Here is a 17,352-nt window from a genome sequence, read left to right as displayed (position 1 = left end):
GGTTCTCGCCTCCTGTGTCGTATACGCCGTGCGCTGTGCGCGCGGGGCCCGTCAGAACGGGTCGAAGCCGTCGAACTCCCGCTGTGCCTCGTCCCGTTCGGCGTCCCGGTCCCGGCGGCGCTGGGCGGCCGGGCGGGGTGCCTCGAAGCGGTGGTCCTCGCCGCGGCGGCCGAGCATCTCGGCGCCGGCCGTCACCGACGGCTCCCAGTCGAAGACGACCGCGTTCTCCTCGGGGCCGATGGCCACGCCGTCGCCGCCGCGGGCGCCCGCCTTGAGCAGCTGCTCCTCGACACCGAGGCGGTTGAGGCGGTCGGCGAGGTAGCCGACGGCCTCGTCGTTGTTGAAGTCGGTCTGGCGCACCCAGCGTTCGGGCTTCTCGCCGCGCACCCGGAACAGGCCGTCGTCCTCGCGGGTGACGGTGAAGCCGGCGTCGTCCACGGCCTTGGGCCGGATGACGATGCGCGTGGCCTCCTCCTTCGGCCGGGCGGCACGTGCCTTCGCGACCAGCTCGGCCAGTGCGAAGGACAGCTCCTTGAGGCCCATGTGGGCCACGGCCGACACCTCGAAGACGCGGTAGCCGCGCTCCTCCAGGTCCGGCCGGACCATCTCGGCGAGGTCCTTGCCGTCGGGCACGTCGATCTTGTTGAGGACGACGATGCGGGGGCGGTTGTCGAGGCCGCCGTACTCGCGCAGCTCCGCCTCGATGATGTCCAGGTCGGAGACCGGGTCGCGGTCGGACTCCAGCGTCGCCGTGTCCAGGACGTGCACCAGCACGCTGCACCGCTCCACGTGCCGCAGGAACTCCAGGCCGAGGCCCTTGCCCTGGCTGGCGCCGGGGATGAGACCGGGCACGTCGGCGATGGTGTAGACGGTGGAACCGGCCGTCACCACGCCGAGGTTCGGCACGAGCGTCGTGAAGGGGTAGTCGGCGATCTTCGGCTTGGCCGCGCTCAGCACGGAGATCAGCGAGGACTTGCCTGCGCTCGGGTAGCCGACCAGCGCCACGTCGGCGACGGTCTTCAGCTCCAGGTGGATGTCCTGGAGGTCGCCGGGCTCGCCCAGCAGCGCGAAGCCGGGGGCCTTGCGGCGGGCGGAGGCCAGCGCCGCGTTGCCGAGGCCGCCGCGGCCGCCCTGGGCGGCGACGTAGGACGTGCCGTGGCCGACCAGGTCGGCCAGCACGTTGCCCGCCCCGTCGAGGACCACGGTGCCGTCGGGCACGGGCAGGACGAGGTCCTGTCCGTCCTTGCCGGAGCGGTTGCCGCCCTCGCCGGGCTTGCCGTTGGTGGCCTTGCGGTGCGGGGAGTGGTGGTAGTCGAGGAGCGTGGTCACCGACTGGTCGACGGTGAGGATCACGTCGCCGCCACGGCCGCCGTTGCCGCCGTCCGGGCCGCCGAGCGGCTTGAACTTCTCACGGTGGACGGAGGCACAGCCGTGGCCTCCGTTACCCGCGGCGACATGCAGCTCGACGCGGTCCACGAAGGTGGTCATGGGATGTGCCTCCAGTTACTACGGGGTTGTCTCTTGGGTAACACGCGAAAGGCGGACCCGCTTCCCCGCAGGGAAGTGAGGTCCGCCTCGCGAAAGTGTCCGATCAGGCGACCGGAACGATGTTCACGACCTTGCGGCCACGGTGGGTGCCGAACTGCACCGCACCGGCCTGCAGGGCGAACAGCGTGTCGTCGCCGCCACGGCCGACGCCCGCACCCGGGTGGAAGTGGGTGCCACGCTGGCGGACCAGGATCTCGCCCGCGTTGACGGCCTGACCACCGAAGCGCTTCACGCCGAGGCGCTGAGCGTTGGAGTCACGACCGTTACGGGTGGACGATGCGCCCTTCTTGTGTGCCATCTCTCCTCAGTCCCTTACTTCGCAGCCGCGGGGATCTCAGTGACCTTGATCGCCGTGTACTGCTGGCGGTGGCCCTGACGACGGCGGTAGCCGGTCTTGTTCTTGTAGCGCAGAATGTCGATCTTCTGGCCCTTGTGGTGGTCCACGACCTCGGCCTGGACCTTGATGCCGGCCAGAACCCACGGGTCGCTGGTCACAGCGTCGCCGTCGACCACGAGCAGGGTCGAGAGCTCGACCGTGTCGCCGACCTTGGCGGTGGAAATCTTGTCAACCTCAACGATGTCGCCGACAGCAACCTTGTGCTGGCGGCCACCGCTGCGCACGATGGCGTACACGCGGATCTCACTCTCTCGCTCGGGAACGGCACCCCCGCAGTCCAGCCGACCGGTGCAACACGGACGGCCTCTCCCGGCGTGCCGCCCGCGAGGGCCCGCATGCGGAAGGAAAGAGGTTTACGGGGATGTGACGCGTCAGTCGACACGCCGACGGTCAAGATTACGGGGCCACGCGACAGGGGTCAAACCGGGCTCCCGGCCGCCGTCGTGAGGCCGCGCACAGCCGTGTGGCCCCGCCCGGAGAGGCGGGGCCACACGGCTGTGCGACAGGGACGGGATCAGCCCTCGTCGGTGGCGGCCGTGACCGAGGACGGCGCAGCCTGCTCGGCCGCCGCGGTCTTCTTCGACGCCGTCTTCTTGGCCGTGGCCTTCTTGGCGGTCGTCGTCTTGGCCGCCTTCTTGGCCGTGGCCTTCTTCGCGGTCGTCGTCTTCTTGGCCGCGGTCTTCTTGGTGGCGGCCTTCTTCGCCGTCGCCTTCTTGGCCGTCTTGCGGGCCGCCGCCTTCTTGGCCGGGGCCTCGGCCTCCGCCGGCTCCACCGGCGCCTCCGCCTCGGCGGGGGCCTTAGCCTCGGCCTCCGCCGGGACCGACGGGACGACCACGACGGCCGCCTCCTCGGACGCGGTGGAGGTGGTGGGCTTGCGCACCGCCCGACGGCGCGGACGGGCCGGAGCGGCGCTCTCGGCGGCCGGCGCGGCCTCCGGAGCCTCCTCGGCCACCGGTGCCTCGGCCGGGGCCTGCGGCTCCGGCTCGGCCTGCGCGGTCTCGGCGACCGTCAGCACGGCGGCCTCCGCACCCGCGGGCGAACCGGCCGGCGCGGACGCCTTCCGGGTGGCCCGACGGCGCGTACGGCCCTTGGGCGCGGCCTCCTCCGCGGCCGGGGCCGCCTCGGTGACGACCGGGGCCGGGGCGCCCGACACCGCGTCCTCGAAGGCCGCGGGCTCGGCCAGCGCATCGGCCGCCGACTCCTGCACGACCGGACGCCGGATCTCCTCCGCGACGGTGACGTCCTGGGCGGTCGGCCCCTCGGCCGGCGCCGCGTCGCTCACGGCCTCGCTCTTCGCCGCCTTCGGGGCACCCGCCGGGGCGGACGCCCGCCGGCTCGACCGGCGCCGGCCACGACCGCGTGTGGCGGCGGCCTCGGCTTCGGCGGCGCTGCTGTACAGCTCCTCGTCCGGGGTGAACTCGGGCGCCGGCAGGGCGACCGGCTCGGCCACCTCGGCGGCGACCTCGGACTCGGACTCGGTGTCCGCCTCCTGCTCCGCCGTCGGCGCCGTCTCGACGCCGGCCACGGCCTCGTGCTCGTGCTCACCGGCACCCGCACGCGCCCGCTTGCGGCGCTTGCCGCCGCCACCGCCGGCCGCGGAGGACGGCTGGTCGAGGTGGACGATGACGCCACGGCCGTTGCAGTGGACGCAGGTCTCCGAGAAGGACTCCAGCAGGCCCTGGCCGACCCGCTTGCGGGTCATCTGGACCAGGCCCAGCGAGGTGACCTCGGCGACCTGGTGCTTCGTACGGTCCCGGCCCAGGCACTCCAGCAGGCGCCGCAGCACCAGGTCCCGGTTGGACTCCAGCACCATGTCGATGAAGTCGATGACGATGATGCCGCCGAGGTCGCGCAGCCGCAGCTGGCGCACGATCTCCTCGGCCGCCTCCAGGTTGTTCCTGGTGACGGTCTCCTCGAGGTTGCCGCCCTGACCGGTGAACTTGCCGGTGTTGACGTCGACGACCACCATCGCCTCGGTCCGGTCGATCACCAGCGAACCGCCGCTGGGCAGCCAGACCTTGCGGTCCAGCGCCTTGGCGAGCTGCTCGTCGATCCGGTAGGTGGCGAAGACGTCGACCTCGGAGGTCCACCGGGACAGCCGGTCCGCGAGGTCCGGCGCCACGTGGGAGACGTAGCCGTGGATGGTCTGCCAGGCGTCGTCGCCGCTGACGACGACCTTGGAGAAGTCCTCGTTGAAGATGTCGCGCACGACCCGGACGGTCATGTCCGGCTCGCCGTACAGCAGCGTCGGCGCGTTGCCGCTCTTGGCCTTCTTCTGGATCTCCTCCCACTGCGCCTGGAGCCGCTCGACGTCACGGCGCAGCTCGTCCTCGCTGGCGCCCTCGGCGGCGGTGCGCACGATGACGCCCGCGTCCTCGGGGACGATCCGCTTCAGGATGGTCTTGAGGCGGGAGCGCTCGGTGTCGGGGAGCTTGCGGCTGATGCCGGTCATCGAGCCCTCGGGCACGTAGACCAGGTAGCGGCCGGGCAGGGAGACCTGGCTGGTCAGGCGGGCGCCCTTGTGGCCGATCGGGTCCTTGGTGACCTGCACCAGGACCGACTGGCCGGACTTGAGGGCGGACTCGATGCGGCGGGGGCCGTGGCCCATGCCCAGCGCCTCGAAGTTGACCTCACCGGCGTACAGGACGGCGTTGCGGCCCTTGCCGATGTCGATGAAGGCGGCCTCCATCGACGGCAGCACGTTCTGCACCTTGCCGAGGTACACGTTGCCGACGTACGAGGTGGCCTGCTCCTTGTTGACGTAGTGCTCGACGAGCACCCCGTCCTCCAGGACGCCGATCTGGGTGCGCTCGCCGTGCTGGCGGACGACCATGACGCGCTCGACGGCCTCGCGGCGGGCCAGGAACTCGGCCTCGGTGATGATCGGCACACGCCGGCGGCCCTGCTCGCGGCCCTCGCGGCGGCGCTGCTTCTTGGCCTCCAGGCGGGTGGAGCCCTTGATGGACTGCACCTCGTCGGACGGCTCGGCCTTCGGACGGGGCTCGCGGACCTTGACGACGGTGCGCTCGGGGTCGTCGGAGGAGGCCTCGGCCTCGCCGGAGGAGTCCCCGGCGCGGCGGCGACGGCGCCGGCGACGACGGCTGCTGCTGGAGCCGCCGCTCTCGCCGGTGGCCTCCTCGCCCTCCTCGGCGTCCTCCTCCACCTGCTCGGCGGTGTCCTCGGCGTCCTGCTCGGCCTGCTCGGCGGCGGTGTGCTCGGTCTCTCCGTCGGTCAGGTCGCCGTCCCCGGCGTCACCCCGGCGACGGCGACGGCCGCCCCGGCGGCGACGGCGGCGCGAGCCGTACTCCTCGGAGCCCTCGGCCTCGTCCCCGTGGTCGTCGCCCGTCTCCTCGGCCTCGGCCTCGGTGTCGGTGTCGGTGTCGGCCTCCGGCTCCTCGGCGGCGGCGCGAGTGGACGTGCGGTCCTCGACGGTCTCCTCGGGGGCCGCGGCACGGCGCCGACGGCGGCGACGCGAACCGGCGGTCTCCTCCGGGAACTCCTCGGGCGTCTCGGCCACCTGCTCCGGCTCGGCCTCGGCGGCCTCGGCTGCGGCCTCCGCGGCGGCCCGCTCGGGCGTCTGGAACGCGGGGGCCTGGAACACGGGCGCCTGGAACACGGCGACGGCGGGACGCGCCGGGCGCTTGGGGGCGTCGGCCTCGTCGGACGCCGCGGCGCCGCGCGCGGGCTCGGCGAAGCCGCCGGCGGCCTTGCGGGCGGACCGGCGACGCGGACGACGCTGAGCGGCCTCCTCGACGGGGGCGGCGGGCTCGGCGCTCGGGGCGGCCTCGGGGGCCGGCGCTGCCTCGGCGGGCTCCTCGGTCACGGCCTCGGCGGACTCGGCCTGCTCGGCGGCGGGCTCACCGGCGGGGGCGGTCGCACGCCGCGTGGCACGGCGGCGCGTACGCCGGGGGGCGGCGTCCTCGGCGGCCTCCTCGACGGGCGCCTCGGCGGCCGGAGCGGTCTCGGGGGCGACGGCGGGCTCGGCGGTGGCAGCGGGCTCCGTCGCGGCGGTCTCGGCCGGGGCCTCGGCGGGGGCGGTGACACGCCGCGTGGCACGCCGGCGCGTACGCGGCGGAGCCGGCTCCTCGGCGGGCGCCTCGGCCGGCTCGGACTCGGGGGTCACCGCGGCGGTCTCGGCCGCCTCCGGCGCGGGCGCGGCGGCGGTGGGCGAGGTCACGGTGCGCGTGGCACGCCGACGGGTGCGGCGGGGAGCGGCGTCCTCGGTGGTCCCGGCGGACGCGGCGGGCTCCGGCTCGGCCGGCGTCTCGGCGGCGGGCGCGACGGGAACGACGGTCTCGGCCGTCTCGGCCGCCGCCGGGGACCCGGCGGGGGCGGAGGCGCGGCGCACCGCACGGCGCCGCGGACGGCCGGCGGACGCCGGCTCCGCGACGGTCCCGGACGTCTCGGCGGCCTCGGCTGCGGCCTCTTCCGGCTCCTCGGCCGCGACGGGCGCCTCGGCCGGCGCGACGGTCTCCGCCTGCGCGGCGGCGGCACCGGACGGCGGTCCCGCCGGGCGGGACGCGGCCCTGCGCCGACGACGCGGCGGCAGGGTGTCGCTGGGGGTGTTCGACTCGGAGTCCGTCGAAGACGTCGCGGACTCTGCGGATTCGGTCGGTTCGAGCATGCGGGGGTTTCTCCCGTCAGGCTCCCGGGCGCCGCGCCCGGTCCGGGGTCGACCGTGTCGACCGCCGGTGACGTCCGCGGCTCGCGCGATGCGCGGTCGCCGCCGTCCGGGGCGCGGGCGCCGCTCGGGAGCTCTCCGTGTCTTGTCTCGCCGGTTCCGTACCCCTTGTCGTGCACGGCCTGGCGAAAGTCTTGTGGTCGGTGCGCTGCCCGACCCAGGTGGCTCCCGAGTTCGAGGGCGGCGCTACGACGCTCGTCCCGGTGCGGAACCTTCCTTACGCCGGCGCCTTCGCGGCGGCAGCAGCGGGGGCCGGATGCGGCTCGGGCGTTGCTGCCTCGCGGTCGGGCGCGAGCGGGTCGGTCACCGCGCCGGTCTCTTCATCGAACAGCCCCTGCGCCAGCCTGGTCACCGCTGCGGGGACCGGCGGCGCCAGGTCGGCCACGGCGCGAAGACCGGACAGGACGTCGTCGGGTCGTACGGCAGGCGTCACGTGCCGAACAACCAGCCGCAGTATCGCACAGGGCCGGTCGGTCGGCCTATCAGCCGGCACATCATCGGTGGTGGCCGCGCTCTCGAGGCTCACGACGGCGGAACGGGCGTCGAAGGTGCGGACGCCGTTCTTGGTGCGGCGCTGGACCTCGACGGTCTCGGCCGCGTCGAAGGCCGCCACGGCGCGCTCGGCGTCCGCCGGGTCCACTGCGTCCAGCCGCAGCTCCCACACGGAGGCCGTCAGCCGGTCGGCGAGTCCGGAGGTCCGGGCCTCGACGGCCTCGACGACGTCGAGCCCGGCGGGCAGCGACTCGTCGAGGAGCAGCCTCAGCTGCTCCGGGTCGCGCGCCTCGGTGAGCGCGATCTCCAGGTACTCCGCTTCACTGCCCGTGCCGGTGGGTGCGGCATTGGCGTACGACACCTTCGGGTGCGGCGTGAACCCCGCCGAGTACGCCATGGGCACCTCGGCGCGGCGCAGCGCACGCTCGAAGGCGCGCTGGAAGTCACGGTGGCTGGTGAACCGGAGGCGGCCGCGCTTGGTGTAACGCAGTCGGATGCGCTGCACCGCGGGTACGGGCGGCGGGCCTTCGGGCTGTCGCTTGCCCAGGGGACTTCTCCTTGTGTACGGCGGTCAGGACCGTGGCGCTTCCCCGCGGGCGCGGGGAGCGGACCGGCTGGCCGTTTCCCAGTGCTGTTCCGTCGGGATCATCCCCGCATCGGCGGGGAGGCTTCGCGCCCGGTCCTCTTTTCTAGAGTACGCGGTTGCGCACGCACCGGTTCCCGCCGGCCGCCCGGCGCCTTCTTCGCCGGTTCCCCGAACAGCGCCCGGCGCACGTCGGCGCGGGCCCGTCGGGCGGACCCGCGGACCTCGGCCAGGGCCCGCCGCACGCCCCGGCCCACGGCGCGGGACGCCTCGGCGACGGGCCGCCAGACCGCGTCCCGCACCATGTGTCCCACCGGCGTCAGCAGGACCCGGTACACCCACCGCGCCGGGTCCCCGACGAGCAGGCGGAAGAGGGCGGCGAGGAACCGGCCGACGGCGAGCGAGACGTACCCGGCGATCCGCCAGGCGTGCCCGAGGGCCGCACCGACCTCACGCCCGACGACGGCGAGGCCCCGCCCGAAGGGCGCCAGCACCCACCGCCACAGGGCGAGCGCGGGCAGCACGAGCAGGATGCGGACGGTCCAGTACAGGGCGGTGCCGACTCCGGTGACGAGCATGCCCAGACACCAGGAGAGCCCCCTGGCGCACCAGGCGATCGCGCGCCCCACGGGCGTCAGCACCCAGGTGTACAGCCAGATCGCGGGCACGACGACCAGGTACCGCCCCAGCCAGGCACCGGCGGTGACGAGCCAGATCGCGGGCACGACGATCAGATACCGGACCAGCCAGGCGCCGGCGACGTACAGCCCGCGCCCCACCGCAGCGAGCACGGCCCCCACGCCGCGGACCACCCACAGGAAGGCGTGCCCAACGGGCGTCAGCACCCACCGGTACAGCCACACGAACGCCCGCCCCACCGGTGTCAGCACCCACCGGTACAGCCACACCGCCGGTACGACGAGCAGGACGTGGGCGAGCCAGACGATGCCGCGGCCCGTCGGTACGAGGAGGTACCTCCACAGGCCGACGGCCGGCCACACGAACAGGGCCCGTCCGAGCCAGGCCAGCGCCCGCCCGAAGGGCCGCAGCACGGTGTCCCGCAGGACGCGCCCGACGACGACGAGTGCGTCCCAGGCCAGACGGACCGGCACGACCAGGACCAGGGCGACGATCCGGACCGGGATCCGGATCGCCACGGTGAGACACCCTTCGGCGTCGAAGCGGCCGGCCGGTTGCCGTTCATGCCCGCCGGGCGTCGGTTTCTCGAGATCCATACCCGCCAAGACGCCGTCGGGCCCCGTCCGGATCCCTTCCGCGCCGACGGACCGGTGCTACTTGACCACGGACAGCGGCAGCAGCTTCTTGCCGGTCGGGCCGATCTGGATCTTCATGTCCATTCGCGAGGATATGGAAAAACGCTCAAACCATCCGCGAACTGCGCCACGCTGTCCGACATGAGGAAACGAGGACAGCGGCGGCTCGCGGCAGATCGGGCGGCCTACAGCGTGGAAGCCGAGTGGACAGAAGCCGACCTTGCCCTGTTGGAGGAGCTCAAACGGGATGAGGTGCTACTCCCCCAGGACGCACCCCGGGCACTCTTATCCATTCGCCTGTCCGTACTGACGGACGACACGACGTCGCCGGTACGGCAGGAGCTCGATCTCCGCATCCTGGCCAGGGATCGGGGGAGCCGAGTCGTCGGCGTCGCTTCCGACCTGAACGTGTCGGCGACGAAGGTCCCGCCGTGGAAGCGGAAGGAGCTCGGGGAGTGGCTGAACAACCGGTCCCCCGAGTTCGACGAGCTCTTGTTCTGGAAGCTCGACCGCTTCGTACGGCGTCTCTCCGATCTCTCGACGATGATCGAGTGGAGCCTGAAGCGCGGGAAGAACCTGGTCTCGAAGAACGACAGCCTCGACCTCACGACGACCGCCGGAAAGATCATGGTCACGATCATCGGCGGCATCGCCGAGATCGAGGCGGCCAACACCTCGACCCGCGTCGCGAGCCTGTGGGACTACGCGAAGTCGCAGGAGGACTGGATCATCGGGAAGCCGGCGTACGGCTACGTCACGGACGAGGACGACACGGGGAAGGTCGTTCTCGTCATCGATCCCGAGGCGGCCAAGGCCCTGCACTGGGCCCGACGCATGGCGCTTCGGGGGCGCTCCGCCGGGTTCATGGTGCGCTGCTTGAAGCGGTCCGGCCTGATGACCCAAGGGCTCACCGTGGCAACGCTCCACCGACGGCTGCGCAACCCTGCGCTCCTCGGCTACCGGGTACAAGAGGACAAGTACGGCGGGCAGCGACGATCGAAGCCGCTCCTCGGCAAGGACGGCAGGCCGGTCAAAGTCGCCCCTCCCCTCTTTACTGAGGAGGAGTTCGAGACCCTCGGCGCCGCTCTCGACAAGCGCAAGAAGAACCAGCCCCCGCGTCGTGTCGGAGGAGCAACACAGTTCCTCGGCGTCCTGTTGTGCGCCGACTGCAAGACCAACATGACCGTGCAGATCACCAACAACAGGCATGGGACCTACCAGTACCTGCGGTGCCGCAACTGCAAGAGCGGCGGGCTGGGAGCGCCCAACCCCGATCGGGTCTACGAGCGCCTGGTGCAGGACGTGCTCAAGGTCCTCGGGGACTTCCCCGTACAAGTTCGCCAGTACGCAGAGGGTGCCGAGGCCCGCAAGGAGATCAAGCGCCTTCAAGAGACCATCGCGCTGTACATGAAGGATCTCGAACCCGGGGGCCGGTACACGAAGACGCGGTTCACGAAGGAGCAGGCGGAGGCGACGCTGGACAAGCTCATCAGTGAGCTCGAAGCGATCAACCCCGAGACGGCGAAGGACCGATGGGTCAACGTCCACGGCGGCAAGACGTTCCGTGAGCACTGGCAGGAAGGCGGCATGGAGGCCATGTCCGCGGACCTGTACCGGGTCGGGATCCGCTGCGAGGTGACCCGCACGAAGGTGCCGAAGGTCCGAGCCCCGAAGGTGCACCTCCGCCTACTGATCCCGAAGGACGTACGCGAGCGGCTCGTGATCCGAGAGGACGACTTCGCGCAAGCCTTCTGACCCGGCCTGCACAGGAACGAAGCCGCCTTCCCGTCGCGCGGGGAGGCGGCTTCGTGTCTTACTCGAACCACGTGGAGGCGTCGAACGGTTCTTCCGTGCCGTCCTCATCCACGATCACTATCTCACTTTCGATCAAGCTCGCAACTCTGTCGTTCGCCAGGGCTTGGGCGAGTTCCGGGGTCGGGCGGTTACGTAGCTACTCGCAGACGGCGTCGGCGTATTCATTCAGCCGAGTGCCATACCGGGTATGAAGGCCACGAGGCCGGACAGGAAGCTGCCGATCGCGGCCAGCGTGACGAGGGTGGCCTTGCCGTCCGAGAACAGGCCGGAGCAGAACTCACGTACTTGACGTCGAAGGATGAGCATCTTGAGCTTCTGCCAGCGGTGTTGGCGGATGTGGCAGCCCATGAGGAGACCAGTTGCGTTGTTCCGGCAACCGTCCTCACGGCCTCTGACAGGAGCACCGCACGTCACGGGCGCTTGGAAGAAGCACCAGACGACGACCAGTGCCGACAGGATCGCGACGATCGCCGGCCCTGCAGCCTTGTTGATCCATGCGGCGATCAGTAGCGCGGCGGCGATCACGCCCCACCACTGTCCCAAGCCGCCGAGCCGACTGCTTCTTGTCCTTGCCCCCGAAGTCGCCATGCCGTTCATGGTGCCGTGGCTTGGGTTGCTGCGTGCCGTTTCCTGGCCTCTCGACCGAAAAGGTTCTCAGCGCGTCTGGCGTGACGGATTGTGGCTCTTGGAATCCAGTGGAGACCGAGTAGGGCGCCCGCGAAAGCCTCGAGGCAGCCCCACGCGCCCTCACACCCACTCGACCTCGGAGTGAACGCTGGAAGAGCTTCCAGGCCCCGGCAGTGGCGTCCTAGAGGCCACCTGCGCCCGCTGCTCCGGAGCCCGCTGCACGCCGAGCGCGCTCAACAGTGCCGCTACCTCTCCCTGTGTGACTTCCGCCACAGCGTCGGCAAGACGCTGCAGCGGGTCAGCACTCACGTCAGCGCCCGTTTCAGCTGGTCGGAGCCGGCTTCTTGACCGTCAGCGGCAGCAGCTTCTTGCCGGTCGGGCCGATCTGAATATCCAGGTCCAGCGCCGGGCACACGCCGCAGTCGAAGCACGGCGTCCAGCGGCAGTCCTCGACCTCGGTCTCGTCGAGGGCGTCCTGCCAGTCCTCCCACAGCCAGTCCTTGTCGAGGCCCGAGTCGAGGTGGTCCCAGGGCAGGACCTCCTCGTAGGAACGCTCGCGGGTGGTGTACCAGTCGACGTCCACGCCGAAGGGCTCGAGGGCCTTGTCGGCGCACCGCATCCACCGGTCGTAGGAGAAGTGCTCGCGCCAGCCGTCGAAGCGGCCGCCGTCGTCGTACACGGCGCGGATGATCGCGCCGGTGCGGCGGTCGCCGCGGGACAGCAGGCCCTCGACGATGCCGGGCTTGCCGTCGTGGTACCGGAAGCCGATGGAGCGGCCGTACTTCTTGTCGCCGCGGATCTTGTCGCGCAGCTTGGCCAGGCGCTCGTCCGTCTCCTCGGCCGACAGCTGCGGCGCCCACTGGAAGGGGGTGTGGGGCTTGGGGACGAAGCCGCCGATCGAGACCGTGCAGCGGATGTCGTTGGAGCCGGAGACCTCACGGCCCTTGGCGATCACGCGGGTGGCCATGTCGGCGATCTGCAGGACGTCGTCGTCGGTCTCGGTGGGCAGGCCGCACATGAAGTACAGCTTCACCTGGCGCCAGCCGTTGCCGTACGCGGTGGCGACGGTGCGGATCAGGTCCTCCTCCGAGACCATCTTGTTGATGACCTTGCGCATGCGCTCGGAGCCGCCCTCGGGGGCGAAGGTGAGGCCGGAGCGGCGGCCGTTCCTCGTGAGTTCGTTGGCCAGGTCGACGTTGAAGGCGTCCACGCGGGTCGACGGGAGGGACAGGCCGATCTTGTCCTCCTCGTACCGGTCGGCGAGGCCCTTGGCGACGTCGCCGATCTCGGAGTGGTCCGCGGAGGACAGCGAGAGCAGACCGACCTCCTCGAAGCCGGTGGCCTTCAGGCCCTTGTCGACCATCTCGCCGATGCCGGTGATGGAGCGTTCGCGCACCGGGCGGGTGATCATGCCGGCCTGGCAGAAGCGGCAGCCGCGGGTGCAGCCGCGGAAGATCTCCACGGACATGCGCTCGTGGACGGTCTCGGCGAGCGGGACCAGGGGCTGCTTGGGGTAGGGCCACTCGTCGAGGTCCATCACCGTGTGCTTGGAGACGCGCCACGGCACGCCCGAGCGGTTCGGAACGACGCGGGCGATACGGCCGTCGGGGAGGTACTCGACGTCGTAGAAGCCGGGGACGTAGACCCCGCCGGTCTTCGCGAGGCGCAGCAGGAGTTCCTCGCGGCCGCCGGGGCGGCCCTCGGCCTTCCAGGCGCGGACGATCGCGGTGATCTCCAGGACGGCCTGTTCGCCGTCGCCGATGACGGCGCAGTCGATGAAGTCGGCGATCGGCTCGGGGTTGAACGCGGCGTGTCCGCCGGCCAGGACGATCGGGTCGTCGAGGCCGCGGTCCTTGGCCTCCAGCGGGATGCCGGCCAGGTCGAGCGCGGCGAGCATGTTGGTGTAGCCGAGCTCCGTGGAGAAGGAGAGGCCGAAGAGGTCGAAGGCCTTGACCGGGCGGTGGCTGTCGACGGTGAACTGCGGGACGGAGTGCTCCCGCATCAGCGCCTCCAGGTCCGGCCACACGCTGTAGGTGCGCTCGGCGAGGACGCCCTGCTGCTCGTTGAGCACCTCGTAGAGGATCATGACGCCCTGGTTGGGCAGGCCGACCTCGTACGCGTCGGGGTACATCAGGGCCCAGCGGACGTCACAGCTGTCCCAGGGCTTGACCGTGGAGTTCAGCTCTCCGCCGACGTACTGGATCGGTTTCTGCACGTGCGGGAGCAGAGCTTCGAGCTGCGGAAACACAGACGACACAGACTCGGCGGCTTCGGCAGGCATCTCACGGAACCTTCGTGTGCTGGCAGGGGTGACCATTCAGCGTAACCCGGCCGGAGGGGTCCCCCGCGCCGCCGGCCGCCGGGCAGCCGGCGGCGGACGGGCCGGGGGCGGTGCCTAGGCCGACATGGGCCGCTGCACGGTGATCGACTGGAGGAGTCCGACCGCCATCCACACGGCGAACATCGACGAGCCGCCGTAGGAGACGAACGGCAGGGGCAGGCCGGTGACGGGCATGATGCCGAGTGTCATGCCGATGTTCTCGAAGGCCTGGAAGGCGAACCAGGCGACGATGCCGGCGGCGACGACCGTGCCGTACAGGTCGGGAGTGTCCCGGGCGATGCGGCAGGCGCGCCAGAGCACGACGCCGAGGAGGAGGACGATGAGGCCCGCGCCGACGAAGCCGAGTTCCTCGCCGGCCACGGTGAAGACGAAGTCGGTCTGCTGTTCGGGTACGAAGCGGCCCGTGGTCTGCGAGCCGTGGAAGAGGCCGGAGCCGGTGAGGCCGCCGGAGCCGATGGCGATGCGCGCCTGGTTGGTGTTGTAGCCGACGCCGGCGGGGTCGAGCTCGGGGTTGGCGAAGGCGGCGAACCGGGCGATCTGGTAGTCGTCCAGGATGCCCAGCTGCCAGACGGCGAGCGCGCCGGCCGTGCCGGCGCCGAGGAGTCCGAAGACCCAGCGGTTGGAGGCGCCGGAGGCGAGCAGGACGCCCAGCACGATGATGACCATGACCATGACCGATCCGAGGTCGGGCATGAGCATCACGATCAGCATCGGCACGGTGGCCAGGCCGAGGGCCTGGAGCACGGTCCGGTGGTCGGGGTAGGGCCGGTCGCCGGCGTCCACCCGTGCGGCCAGCAGCATGGCCATGCCCAGGATGATCGTGATCTTCACGAACTCGGAGGGCTGGAGGGAGAAACCGCCGGGGAGCTTGATCCAGGAGTGGGCGCCGTTGATGGTCGAGCCGAGCGGCGTGAGCACCAGCAGGATCAGGAAGACGGAGGCGCCGTACAGGACCGGTACGGCCGTGCGCAGTGCGCGGTGGCCGAGCCAGACGACGCCGACCATGAGGGCGAGTCCGATGCCGGTGTTGAGCAGGTGGCGGGTGAGGAAGTAGTACGGGTCGCCCTGATTGAGCTCGGTGCGGTTGCGGGTGGCGGAGTAGACGAGCAGGGAGCCCAGCAGGGACAGCGCGAGGCCGGCCAGCAGTATCGGCCAGTCGAGCCGCCGGGCGAGGGAGTCGCGGGCGAACACGCGGGTCCAGCCGGCCTTCTCGGGGCCGTATCCGGAGACCTGGAAGCTGTTGGCCCCGGTCATGAGCGCGTCCTCCGCTTCCGCCGGCGGGTCTGCCGGTTCCCGGTGTCGGGGGTGTTCACGGTCGCCTGCTGGTCCTGCTGGCCGGCGGGGGCGTCGCCGCCCTCCTCCGTGGCCTTCTCGGTGGGCTGGAGGTCCTTCACCGGGTCGTTGGAGACCTTCGGGGAGGTGATGGTGCCGTCCGCCTTGATCTTCGGCAGGCTCTTGGCGGGCTGGGGCAGCAGCGCCTTCTTGGTGTCGATCTCCCCGTCGTCCGAGACGCCGTACAGCGCGTCGTAGATGTTGCGGACGGCGGGGCCCGAGGCGCCGGAGCCGGTGCCGCCCTGGGAGATCGTCATGACGATCGAGTAGTCCTTGGTGTACGTGGCGAACCACGAGGTGGTCTGCTTGCCGTAGACCTCGGCGGTACCCGTCTTGGCGTGCATCGGGATCTCGTCCTGCGGCCAGCCGCCGAACCGCCACGCGGCGGTACCGCGGGTGGCGACGCCGGCGAGGGCGTCGTCCATCTTGGCGAGCGTGGTCTTGCTTATCGGCAGCTTGCCGTGCGCGTGCGGCGCGATCTCGTCGACCTGCTTGCCGTCGGGGCTGACGATCGCCTTGCCGATGGTCGGGTCGTACAGGGTGCCGCCGTTGGAGATGGCCGCGTAGATGGTGGCCATCTGGATGGGGGTGACGAGGGTGTCGCCCTGGCCGATCGAGTAGTTGATGGAGTCACCGGCGCGCATCTTGTTGCCCTCGAGGCAGTTCTCGTACGCGATCTTCTCGACGTAGGAGCCGTCCTTCTTCCCCGTCTTGCACCAGGCGTCCTTGTTGGCCTTCCAGTACTCCTGCTTCCACTGGCGGTCGGGGACGCGGCCGGAGACCTCGTTGGGCAGGTCGATGCCGGTCTGCTCGCCGAGGCCGAACTGGTGGGCCGCCTTGTAGAAGTAGTCGTTGGGCTTCTTCGGGTTCATGCCGCCGTCCTTCTTCCACTGCTCGTGGGAGAGGCGGTAGAAGACGGTGTCGCAGGAGAGCTCGAGGGCACGGCCGATGGTGATCATGCCCTCGTTGGCCGACTCGAAGTTCTTGAAGACCTGGCCGCCGACGTTGTAGGCGCTGGAGCAGTCGTAGTTGCCGTCGAAGTCGTACCCGGCCTCGACCGCGGCGGCCGAGGAGACGACCTTGAAGATCGAGCCGGGGGCGGCCTGGCCCTGGGTGGCCCGGTTGAGCAGGGGGTAGTTGGAGTCCTTGCCGGTGAGCTTCTTGTAGTCCTTGGCGGAGATGCCGCCGACCCAGGCGTTGGGGTCGTACGTCGGGTTGGACGCCATGGCGACGACGCGGCCGGTCTTGGCCTCCATCACGACGACGGCACCGGCGTCGGCCTCGTAGGTGCGGCCGGTGTTGCGGTCCATCTCCTTGCGGGCGGTTTTCATGGCCTCGTTCAGCTCGTACTCGGCGACGCGCTGGACGCGGGAGTCGATGCTGGTGACGAGGTTGGAGCCGGGCACGCCCGCGTCGGACTCGGCCTGGCCGATGACGCGGCCGAGGTTGTCGACCTCGTAGCGGGTGACGCCGGCCTTGCCGCGCAGGTACTTGTCGTACTGGCGCTCCAGGCCGGAGCGGCCGACCTGGTCGGAGCGCAGGAACGGCGAGTCGGTGTCCTGGGCCTTCTGGATCTCCTCGTCGGTGACCGGGGAGAGGTATCCGAGGACCTGGGCGGTGTTGGACTTGCCGGGGGCGGCGTAGCGGCGTACGGCCATCGGCTCGGCGGTGATGCCGGGGAAGTCCTCGGCGCGCTCGCGGATCTGCAGCGCCTGCTTGGCGGTGGCCTCGTCGGTGACGGGGATCGGCTGGTAGGGCGAGCCGTTCCAGCAGGGCTGCGGCGTCTTGGCGTCGCAGAGCCGGACCTTGTCCATGACCTCCTGGGGCTGCATGCCCAGGACGCCGGCGAGCTTGGTGAGGACGGCCTTGCCGTCGTCCTCCATCTTCAGCAGTTCGGTGCGGGAGGCGGAGACGACGAGCCGGGTCTCGTTGTCGGCGAGCGCCACGCCGCGCGCGTCCAGGATCGAGCCGCGGGTGGCGGGCTGGACGACCTGCTGGACGTGGTTGCCGGAGGCTTCCTTGGCGTACTCGTCGCCCTGGCGGATCTGGAGGTACCAGAGCCGGCCGCCGAGTGTGCCGAGGAGGGAGAGGACGAGGATCTGGATGACGACGAGGCGGGTCTGAACGCGGGTGTTCCGGCCGGTCTCCGGAATGTTGGTCACTGCCTCCCCCTAGCGAAGTGCGTGCTGTGCGTGGTGTGCAGCCGCGTCGTCGTGTGCTGCCGCTTCGTCGTGTGCTGCCGCGTCGTCGTGTGCTGCCGCT

At 71.1% G+C, this 17,352-nt stretch carries 11 protein-coding genes; 1 reads left to right on the top strand and 10 read right to left on the bottom strand.

All coding sequences use genetic code 11. From position 1 onward, the window contains the following. Positions 1-51 precede the first annotated feature (51 nt). From obgE to AB0E77_RS18030, 6 genes are all read right to left on the bottom strand, one after another. Positions 52-1,488: a GTPase ObgE gene (gene obgE / locus AB0E77_RS18055; RefSeq protein WP_361571408.1), complete on the bottom strand. Its 1,437-nt coding sequence runs from the start codon at positions 1,486-1,488 to the stop codon at positions 52-54. 103 nt (positions 1,489-1,591) lie between these two features. After that, positions 1,592-1,846 (bottom strand): 50S ribosomal protein L27, encoded by a 255-nt coding sequence (rpmA, locus tag AB0E77_RS18050; RefSeq protein ID WP_003976205.1) that lies wholly within the window; start codon positions 1,844-1,846, stop codon positions 1,592-1,594. A gap of 14 nt (positions 1,847-1,860) precedes the next feature. Continuing rightward, positions 1,861-2,181 carry a 50S ribosomal protein L21 gene (gene rplU / locus AB0E77_RS18045; protein WP_004931419.1) on the bottom strand — a complete coding sequence of 107 codons (321 nt, stop codon included), beginning with the start codon at positions 2,179-2,181 and terminating at the stop codon, positions 1,861-1,863. A gap of 278 nt (positions 2,182-2,459) precedes the next feature. After that, positions 2,460-6,569, bottom strand: coding sequence for an Rne/Rng family ribonuclease (locus tag AB0E77_RS18040; RefSeq protein WP_361571406.1), 4,110 nt, complete (start codon positions 6,567-6,569; stop codon positions 2,460-2,462). Positions 6,570-6,843: 274 nt separating this feature from the next. After that, a complete protein-coding gene (locus AB0E77_RS18035; RefSeq protein WP_361571403.1) occupies positions 6,844-7,623 on the bottom strand; it encodes a TIGR03936 family radical SAM-associated protein in 780 nt (259 codons plus the stop codon). Between the two features lie 140 nt (positions 7,624-7,763). Next, complete coding sequence (locus AB0E77_RS18030; RefSeq protein ID WP_361571402.1) at positions 7,764-8,936, bottom strand: hypothetical protein; 1,173 nt, start codon at positions 8,934-8,936, stop codon at positions 7,764-7,766. Between the two features lie 231 nt (positions 8,937-9,167). Between AB0E77_RS18030 and AB0E77_RS18025 the strand changes: the two genes are divergently transcribed. Next, positions 9,168-10,730 (top strand): recombinase family protein, encoded by a 1,563-nt coding sequence (locus tag AB0E77_RS18025; protein WP_361571706.1) that lies wholly within the window; start codon positions 9,168-9,170, stop codon positions 10,728-10,730. 225 nt (positions 10,731-10,955) lie between these two features. On the opposite strand, the gene AB0E77_RS18020 is transcribed toward AB0E77_RS18025, so the two are convergent. From AB0E77_RS18020 to mrdA, 4 genes are all read right to left on the bottom strand, one after another. Next, positions 10,956-11,315, bottom strand: coding sequence for a hypothetical protein (locus tag AB0E77_RS18020; RefSeq protein ID WP_324785620.1), 360 nt, complete (start codon positions 11,313-11,315; stop codon positions 10,956-10,958). A gap of 424 nt (positions 11,316-11,739) precedes the next feature. Next, positions 11,740-13,698 (bottom strand): TIGR03960 family B12-binding radical SAM protein, encoded by a 1,959-nt coding sequence (locus AB0E77_RS18015; protein WP_361571399.1) that lies wholly within the window; start codon positions 13,696-13,698, stop codon positions 11,740-11,742. Positions 13,699-13,812: 114 nt separating this feature from the next. Then, the gene (gene rodA / locus AB0E77_RS18010) at positions 13,813-15,012 is read right to left on the bottom strand and encodes a rod shape-determining protein RodA (protein ID WP_361571397.1); all 1,200 of its coding nucleotides are present in this window, start codon (positions 15,010-15,012) and stop codon (positions 13,813-13,815) included. Then, positions 15,009-17,252 (bottom strand): penicillin-binding protein 2, encoded by a 2,244-nt coding sequence (gene mrdA / locus AB0E77_RS18005; RefSeq protein WP_361571394.1) that lies wholly within the window; start codon positions 17,250-17,252, stop codon positions 15,009-15,011. Before mrdA ends, rodA begins: the two co-directional genes overlap by 4 nt. Between the last annotated feature and the right edge of the window lie 100 nt (positions 17,253-17,352).

The organism is Streptomyces sp. NPDC032940 (assembly GCF_040636935.1).
In the GTDB taxonomy this organism is placed as follows: Bacteria; Actinomycetota; Actinomycetes; order Streptomycetales; family Streptomycetaceae; genus Streptomyces.
This window is presented reverse-complemented; position numbering and strand designations above follow the sequence as displayed.

Bases quoted from the DNA above. Each gene is read 5' to 3' on its own strand.
- obgE (WP_361571408.1), bottom strand. From the start codon at position 1,488: ATGACCACCTTCGTGGACCGCGTCGAGCTGCATGTCGCCGCGGGTAAC.
- rpmA (WP_003976205.1), bottom strand. From the start codon at position 1,846: ATGGCACACAAGAAGGGCGCATCGTCCACCCGTAACGGTCGTGACTCC.
- AB0E77_RS18040 (WP_361571406.1), bottom strand. From the start codon at position 6,569: ATGCTCGAACCGACCGAATCCGCAGAGTCCGCGACGTCTTCGACGGAC.
- AB0E77_RS18030 (WP_361571402.1), bottom strand. From the start codon at position 8,936: ATGGATCTCGAGAAACCGACGCCCGGCGGGCATGAACGGCAACCGGCC.
- AB0E77_RS18015 (WP_361571399.1), bottom strand. From the start codon at position 13,698: ATGCCTGCCGAAGCCGCCGAGTCTGTGTCGTCTGTGTTTCCGCAGCTC.
- rodA (WP_361571397.1), bottom strand. From the start codon at position 15,012: ATGACCGGGGCCAACAGCTTCCAGGTCTCCGGATACGGCCCCGAGAAG.